General features: G+C 64.3%; 7 protein-coding genes. 5 read left to right on the top strand and 2 right to left on the bottom strand.

All coding sequences use genetic code 11. The annotated features are described in order from the left end of the window. Positions 1-195: 195 nt before the first annotated feature. Together R2N11_RS10605 and R2N11_RS10600 are read right to left on the bottom strand one after the other, a co-directional pair. Positions 196-1,056: a CHAD domain-containing protein gene (locus R2N11_RS10605; RefSeq protein ID WP_316681072.1), complete on the bottom strand. Its 861-nt coding sequence runs from the start codon at positions 1,054-1,056 to the stop codon at positions 196-198. Positions 1,057-1,180: 124 nt separating this feature from the next. Continuing rightward, complete coding sequence (locus tag R2N11_RS10600) at positions 1,181-1,960, bottom strand: DeoR/GlpR family DNA-binding transcription regulator (protein WP_316681059.1); 780 nt, start codon at positions 1,958-1,960, stop codon at positions 1,181-1,183. A gap of 153 nt (positions 1,961-2,113) precedes the next feature. Here R2N11_RS10600 and glpD point away from each other — a divergent pair, with 153 nt between their 5' ends. From glpD to R2N11_RS10575, 5 genes are all read left to right on the top strand, one after another. Beyond that, positions 2,114-3,691 (top strand): glycerol-3-phosphate dehydrogenase, encoded by a 1,578-nt coding sequence (gene glpD, locus R2N11_RS10595; protein WP_316681058.1) that lies wholly within the window; start codon positions 2,114-2,116, stop codon positions 3,689-3,691. 78 nt (positions 3,692-3,769) lie between these two features. Continuing rightward, a complete protein-coding gene (locus R2N11_RS10590) occupies positions 3,770-4,888 on the top strand; it encodes an ABC transporter ATP-binding protein (RefSeq protein WP_316681057.1) in 1,119 nt (372 codons plus the stop codon). Beyond that, positions 4,875-5,984 carry an ABC transporter ATP-binding protein gene (locus tag R2N11_RS10585; protein ID WP_316681056.1) on the top strand — a complete coding sequence of 370 codons (1,110 nt, stop codon included), beginning with the start codon at positions 4,875-4,877 and terminating at the stop codon, positions 5,982-5,984. The genes R2N11_RS10590 and R2N11_RS10585 overlap by 14 nt, the downstream gene beginning before the upstream one ends. Further along, positions 5,981-6,871, top strand: coding sequence for a carbohydrate ABC transporter permease (locus R2N11_RS10580; RefSeq protein ID WP_021197336.1), 891 nt, complete (start codon positions 5,981-5,983; stop codon positions 6,869-6,871). The genes R2N11_RS10585 and R2N11_RS10580 overlap by 4 nt, the downstream gene beginning before the upstream one ends. Beyond that, a complete protein-coding gene (locus R2N11_RS10575; protein ID WP_316681055.1) occupies positions 6,864-7,691 on the top strand; it encodes a carbohydrate ABC transporter permease in 828 nt (275 codons plus the stop codon). Before R2N11_RS10580 ends, R2N11_RS10575 begins: the two co-directional genes overlap by 8 nt. The last annotated feature ends 7 nt before the right edge of the window (positions 7,692-7,698 follow it).

Here is a 7,698-nt window from a genome sequence, read left to right as displayed (position 1 = left end):
ACCGCGACACCCACCCGATCAACACCACCAATCGGCCGGAAACCCGCACCACATCTACTTCTCCACCGCCTCGACACCACCGCCTCAACCTGCGTTTCGGCGCTGCGTCGTGCAGCGAGGGGCGAACTATATGCAGGTTTTCCGAACTGTGCAAGCCCTTTCTTTTCGTGGGGTCTTTCCGCGCTTTTTAAGGGGCTATGGCGCCGCATGATCGCGTATCCAACGTAGCCGTCGGGCCGCGCGCTTCCGGGCCGAGCGGGCGCGCTTGTGAAACACGCTCACGATAGAAGCTGGTGGCGCACTCCGTGCGACTCCGGCGGCACGCTCCAGGGAGATATCCGCGTCATGCACCTCGCCCAGGGCGTCCTGCAGCTTGCGCAGATGTGCGTGCCAGCGTTTGGGGGCTTGCGCACCGAGCGCCGGATAGAACGCTTCATATAGATAGCGCCATTGCTTGGCAGTGATTCGAGCCCGGTGCAGGCGCGCGGGCGACGCCCGCTTCGGGCCGCGGCCGCGCTGGACGAGCTTCTTTCTGAGCGCCCGCGCCTGAGCATGGGCGAAGTCTACGTATGGGCCCGCCTCAGCCTCCAACCGGAAAGGAACGACGGCCTTTTCCAGATCGGCAAGCGTGCTCAGCACATCCGGCGACGCCAGCTCCACCCGGAGCGATCGCCAAGATCGGCTGCGCGCGGCCTTGGCCTTGGTGACCGCCATGGCAAGCCATGCGCGCCCGACCTCATCCTCCTCGGCCAGAGACTGCTGAGCGGCCGGAAGCCAATCTACTAGAAGGACATCCCATTCGCGCACGGGGCCCGTGGATGCCGCCAGCGCCCGCAGGCGCGGCTTCCACTCGGCGGCAAATGCGTCGGGCAACACAGGGCCAAAGGTCACCCAGGCCGAACGCAGCCGGCGCAGAGTGACTCGGAATTGATGGAGATCCTCGTCGCTGGGCCTGGGTGCCGACAGTTTGGCCAGGACGTCGCGCAACGCGGCGACGTGTTCGGCGACGATGCCCGCAAAGATCGAAAGGATTGCCGCTTGTGAGTGCTCGCTCACGACGCCCCTCAAGGTGACGACCATGTGGATGGCATTGGGCACACGAGGTGCGCGCCCTGTCATTTCACTGTAGTCGACGGCGGCAAGACTGGGCGGTACGCCAGATCAAGAGCGCAAGAGACGCTCAGGGTTGCCCGGCCTCGCTGGCGACGACAACGTCGACTTCAGCGGCGCGGAAGACGTCAGCCATCGGCTCGGGCACCGGTACGTCGGTGAAGAACTTGTCGATCTGCGAGATGTGACCGAGGCGTACCACGGCGCGACGGCCGAATTTGGAGTGATCGGCGGCAAGCCAGACCTCGCGCGACTGCTCGATGATGGCCTGGGCGACGCGGACTTCGCGGTAGTCGTAGTCGAGCAGGGTGCCGTCTACGTCGATGCTGGAAACGCCGATGATGCCGATGTCGACCCGGAACTGCTTCATGAAGTCGATCGTAGCCTCGCCGACGATGCCGCGGTCGCGGTTGCGCACCAGGCCGCCGGCGACGATGACTTCCGCATCCGGGCTGCCCGACAGGATGGAGGCGACGTTCAGGTTGTTGGTGATGACGCGCAAACCCCGTGGTCCACCCTGGCCCACCAGTGCCTTGGAGATCTCTTCGGTAGTCGTCCCGATGTTGATGATGAGCGAGCGGCCCGGTTCGACGTGGCGCGCGACGGCTTCGGCAATGCTGCGCTTGGCGTCGATATGCAGAACCTGACGCTGGTCGTAGTCGATGTTCTCAACCGACGACGGCAGGCCGACGCCGCCGTGGTAGCGCGCGAGCAGGCGCTCGTCTTCAAGCTGGCGGATATCGCGGCGGATGGTCTGGGTGGTCACGCCCAGCACACGGGCAAGCGCGTCGACGGAGGCATCGCCGTGCTGGCGGACGTATTCAAGGATCTGACGGTGGCGGGGAAGCATCAATTCATCAAATGAACACAAACGAACATATGTGAGCGAATTAGGCGATTCCCTATGTTGCTTTATTTTCGCCTTTCACTACACTATCCGCGAACGCGTCACTATTCGCAAGAATTCGCAAACATTGGCGCGCAAATCAACAGATTCCAACCCATGCAACTCTCTGACGCGTCTCATCTGGACTGTGATCTGCTGGTGGTCGGAGGCGGCATCAACGGCGTGGGTATCGCACGTGACGCTGTGGGCCGTGGCCTGTCGGTGGTCTTGTGTGAAAAGGACGACCTGGCTCAGCACACCTCTTCGGCCTCGACCAAGCTGATCCACGGCGGGCTGCGCTACCTCGAATATTACGAATTCAGCCTCGTGCGCAAGGCCTTGCAGGAGCGCGAGGTGCTGCTGCGCATGGCGCCGCACATCATGTGGCCGCTACGCTTCGTGATGCCGCACGACGCAGCCCAGCGCCCGGCGTGGATGATCCGCGCGGGCCTCTTCTTATATGACCACTTGGCGCAGCGGCGCTTTCTGCCGGGCTCGAAGTCGATCAAGCTGGCGCAGCATCCGTCCGGCAAGCCGCTCAAGCCCGGTTACACGCGTGGCTTCGTCTATTCCGACGGCTGGGTCGATGACGCCCGCTTGGTGGTGCTCAACGCCCGCGACGCGGCTGACCGCGGTGCGCAGATCCTCACCCGCACGCGCTGCCTGAACGCCGAGCGCCGCGCCGATGGCTGGCATGCCTCGCTGGCTGGCCCGGACGGCATCCGCTCGGTGCGCGCCAAGGCCATCGTCAACGCGGCCGGGCCGTGGGCGGCGGACTTTGCCCGCGCGGCCCACGCGCTGCCGAGCACGCGCGGCCTGCGTCTGATCAAAGGTAGCCACATCGTCGTGCGACGGATGTTCGACCACCCGTTCGCCTATATCTTCCAGAACCCGGACGGGCGAATCGTCTTTGCGATCCCGTACCAAAACGATTTCACGCTGATCGGCACGACCGACCTGGAATACAAAGGCTCGGTGGACCAGGTGGCCATTGATGCCGGTGAAATCCAATACCTGTGCGACATGGCGAGCCGCTATTTCACGCAGCAGCTCACGCCGGCCGATGTGGTGTGGACGTACTCGGGAGTCCGCCCGCTGCTGGATGACAGCGCGGCCAACGCTTCGGCCATCACGCGCGACTACCTGGTCGAATGCGAGACCGGCGCCGACGGTAAAAGCGCACCGCTCATCAACGTGTGGGGCGGCAAGATCACGACCTACCGCAAGCTGGCCGAAGAGGCGCTGGACCAACTGGCCCCGCACCTGCCTGCTGCAGGCAAGCCATCGTGGACGGCGACCGCCTCCCTGCCGGGCGGCGACCTGGAAGCACCGGGCCAACTCGTCGCCGAATACACCTTCGACGATTTTGTGGCACGCCTGCAAAAACGTTTGCCGTGGCTGCCGACCTCGCTGGCCACGCGCTATGCGCACCAGTACGGCACCCGCGTGAACACGCTGCTGGCCGGCGCCGCACGTTTGGAAGACCTGGGTACGGAGCTGACGCCGGGTCTGTATGAAGCGGAGATCCGCTACCTGATCGAACACGAATGGGCTCGCACTGCGCAGGACATCCTGTGGCGGCGGACCAAGCTGGGGCTGTACGCCAACGATGCTGAACGCGGCCGCCTGGAAGGCTGGTTGATGCGGCATCTGCCGGAGAACGAAGCCGCCCCGGTGGCAGAACGCGCCCCCTGAGGTTAGCGGCACAGCAGCAAACGGGCCGGGGGGCCCGCACACAGATCAAGACGTAGAAGTAAAAGACGGGAGACACAATTGATTCTGGAACTGGACCAGGTTACGGCCATGGTCGGGGCGCAGACACATCTGTACCCGACCAGCCTGCGGCTGGCGCCCGGCGCGATCAACGTGCTGCTCGGGCCGACGCAAGCCGGCAAGACCACGCTGATGCGCATCATGGCCGGGCTGGACCGGCCGACCACCGGCCGCGTACTGGTCGATGGCAAGGACGTGACGGGCGTAGGCGTACGCGATCGCAATCTGGCGATGGTGTACCAGCAATTCATCAACTACCCGGCGATGACGGTGTACGACAACATCGCGTCGCCGCTGCGCCTGCAGGGCACCAACAAGGGCGAGATCGATACGCGCGTGCGCGCAGTCGCCGCCAAGCTGCACATCGAACACCTGCTGCAGCGCCTGCCGGCCGAGCTGTCGGGCGGCCAGCAGCAGCGTTGTGCGCTGGCGCGGGCGCTGGTCAAGCGGGCGCCACTGGTGCTGCTGGACGAACCGCTGGTGAACCTCGACTACAAGCTGCGCGAAGAACTGCGTGCCGAACTGGCCTCGCTCTTTGCCGATGGCGGCACGACCGTGGTGTACGCCACCACCGAGCCGCAGGAAGCGCTGCTGCTGGGTGGCCACACCGTCGTCATGCATGAAGGCCGTGTGCTGCAGTCGGGCCCAACACTCGACATGTACGAAGTGCCGGTGTCGGTCAACGCCGCCGCCATCTTCAACGACCCGCCGATGAACGTGCTGGACGCCACCGTGGCCGAAAGCAACCACATCCGCTTGCCGCAAGGGATTGACGTGCCGTGGACGCGCCCGCTGCCGATGGCGGCCGGCACGCGCTGCCGCATTGGCCTGCGCCCGAGCCATATCCGCCTGGCGCCGCGCAACGGCGGCAGCGTTGCCCTGCCGGGCGCGGTCGAGCTGGCCGAGTTGTCGGGCTCCGAAACCTATTTGCACGTGCGCGCACATGCCGCCGGCCAGCCGAGCAGCATCGGCCTGGTCGCGCAGTTGCCGGGCGTGCACGAGTTCGAGCTGGGTGCGGCGCTGGATGTGTTTGTCGATCCGGCCGAGCTGTTCCTGTTCGATGAAGCGGGCAAGCTGGTGAGCGCGCCCAAGCAGGGAGACGCACATGGCGCGCATTGAATTCCGCAACCTGGGGCACAGCTACCGCCCCAATCCGCAAAGCCTGAGCGACTACGCGCTGCAGCCGATGAACATGACCTGGCGTGACGGCGGTGCCTATGCACTGCTGGGCCCGTCGGGCTGCGGCAAGTCCACGCTGCTGAACATCATCTCGGGGCTGCTGGTGCCGTCTGAGGGCCAGGTGCTGTTTGACGGACAGGACGTCACGCACGCCAGCCCGCGCGAGCGCAACATCGCGCAGGTGTTCCAGTTCCCGGTCATCTACGACACGATGACGGTGTTCGACAACCTCGCCTTCCCGCTGCGCAACCGCAAGACGCCCGAAGCCGAGGTGAAAAAGCGCGTGGAAGAAGTCGCCGAGATTCTCGAGTTGCAGCACGCGCTCAAGCGCCGCGCCTCGGGCCTGGCGGCGGACGCCAAACAGAAGATCTCGCTCGGGCGCGGCCTGGTGCGCAAGGACGTGGCGGCCATCCTGTTTGATGAGCCGCTCACCGTCATTGATCCGCACCTGAAGTGGCAACTGCGCCGCCAGCTCAAGAAGATTCACCAGCAGCTCAAGCTCACGCTGATCTACGTGACGCACGACCAGGTGGAAGCGCTGACCTTTGCCGACGAGGTGGTGGTCATGACCGAAGGCAAGGTGGTGCAGCAAGGCGGGCCGGAAGCGCTGTTCGAGCGGCCGGACCACACCTTCGTCGGCTACTTCATCGGCAGCCCCGGCATGAACCTCTACCCGGTGACGGTGGATGGGGATGTGATTGCGCTGGGCGACCAGCGCCTGTCCGTGAGCCGCGACACGCTTTCCACGCTCAAGAGCGCAAACGGTTCGCTCAAGCTCGGCATCCGCCCGGAGTTCGTGCAACTGGCTGCGCCGGGCGAAGTCGGCACAGTGGCGGCGGATGTACACCAGGTGCAGCAACTCGGTACGCACCAGTTGCTGACAGCAAGCCTCGGCGCGAATGGCGACAGCACGGTCGGCCTCCCCATCAAGGCCAAGCTGCCTAACGAAGTGAGCGTGACCGATTCCCGCGTGTGGCTGCGCCTGGATGCGCCGCAGACGCTGTATTACAGCAATGACGAGAGGATTGGCCGATGAACAAGCCGCTCAACAATAAGGCCTGGTTCCTGATCCTGCCGGTGTTCCTGTGCGTGGCGTTCTCCGCCATCCTGCCGCTGATGACGGTGGTGAACTACTCGGTGCAGGACATCATCAGCCCCGAGCAGCACGTGTTCGTGGGCGTGGACTGGTTCCGCCAGATCCTGCGTGATGGCGATCTGCAAGACGCCCTCACCCGCCAGTTGATCTTCTCGCTGTGCGTGCTGGCGGTGGAGATTCCGCTGGGCATCGGCCTGGCGCTGGCGATGCCATCCAAGGGCTGGAAAGCCTCGGCCGCGCTGGTGGTGCTTGCCATGCCGCTGCTGATTCCCTGGAACGTGGTCGGCACGATCTGGCAGATCTTCGGGCGCTCGGACATCGGCCTGGCTGGCTACTGGCTCAACCAGATGGGCATCGACTACAACTACACGTCGCACTCGTTCGACGCGTGGATCACCGTGTTGATCATGGACGTGTGGCACTGGACGCCGCTGGTGGCGCTGCTGGCGTATGCCGGCCTGCGCTCGATTCCAGACGCGTTCTACCAGGCCGCCGAGATTGACGGCGCAAGCCGCCTGGCCGTGTTCCGCTACATCCAGCTGCCGAAGATGCGTGGCGTGTTGATGATTGGCGTGCTGCTGCGCTTCATGGACAGCTTCATGATCTACACCGAGCCGTTCGTGCTGACCGGCGGCGGCCCCGGCAATGCCACGACCTTCCTGTCGCAGTACCTGACACAGAAGGCGGTCGGCCAGTTCGACCTGGGCCCGGCGGCGGCGTTCTCGATCGTGTACTTCCTCATCATCCTGCTGTTCTGCTTCGTCCTGTACAACTGGATGCAGCGCATGGGCAGTGCCAGCACGGCCGTGGGAGACGACCATGCGTAATCAAAAGAACGAACATCAACGCAAGATCGCACGCGCCATCACACTCGTCGTGTACGTGGCCTTTGCGGTGCTGCCGCTGTACTGGATGTTGAGCATGTCGCTCAAGACCAACGAGGAGACGCTGGCCGGCTTCTCGATCTGGCCGAAGCTCGTCACGTTCGACAACTACAAGGTCATCTTTACCGACCCGTCCTGGTACTGGGGTTACATCAACTCCATCATCTACGTGACGATGAACACGGTGCTCTCGACCGCGGTGGCGCTGCCGGCGGCCTACGCCTTCTCGCGCTACCGCTTCCTGGGCGACAAGCACATGTTCTTCTGGCTGCTGACCAACCGGATGACGCCGCCCGCGGTGTTCCTGCTGCCGTTCTTCCAGCTGTATTCGACGGTCGGCCTGATGGACACCCACCTGGGCGTGGCGTTGGCACACATGCTGTTCAACGTGCCGCTGGCCGTGTGGATTCTGGAAGGCTTCATGTCGGGCATCCCACGCGAGATTGACGAGACAGCCTACATCGACGGCTACAGCTTCCCCGCGTTCTTCCTGAAGATCTTCCTGCCGCTGATCAAGGCAGGCGTGGGCGTGACGGCGTTCTTCTGCTTCATGTTCAGCTGGGTGGAGCTGCTGCTCGCGCGCACGCTCACCTCGGTCGATGCCAAGCCGATCACTGCCGTGATGACGCGCACGGTGTCGGCCTCGGGCATGGACTGGGGCGTGCTGGCGGCGGCCGGTGTGCTGACGATCATTCCTGGCGCGCTGGTGATCTGGTTTGTGCGGAACTACATCGCGAAGGGCTTCGCGATGGGCCGCGTCTAAAACAAGA

Origin of the sequence: Ralstonia flaminis (genome assembly GCF_958415495.1) — a bacterium.
Lineage (GTDB): Bacteria > Pseudomonadota > Gammaproteobacteria > Burkholderiales > Burkholderiaceae > Ralstonia > Ralstonia flaminis.
This window is presented reverse-complemented; position numbering and strand designations above follow the sequence as displayed.

What these genes read in the sequence shown, in the direction of transcription:
- R2N11_RS10600 (WP_316681059.1), bottom strand. Translation starts at nt 1,960, where the DNA reads ATGCTTCCCCGCCACCGTCAGATCCTTGAATACGTCCGCCAGCACGGC.
- glpD (WP_316681058.1), top strand. Translation starts at nt 2,114, where the DNA reads ATGCAACTCTCTGACGCGTCTCATCTGGACTGTGATCTGCTGGTGGTC.
- R2N11_RS10585 (WP_316681056.1), top strand. Translation starts at nt 4,875, where the DNA reads ATGGCGCGCATTGAATTCCGCAACCTGGGGCACAGCTACCGCCCCAAT.
- R2N11_RS10575 (WP_316681055.1), top strand. Translation starts at nt 6,864, where the DNA reads ATGCGTAATCAAAAGAACGAACATCAACGCAAGATCGCACGCGCCATC.
- R2N11_RS10580 (WP_021197336.1), top strand. Translation starts at nt 5,981, where the DNA reads ATGAACAAGCCGCTCAACAATAAGGCCTGGTTCCTGATCCTGCCGGTG.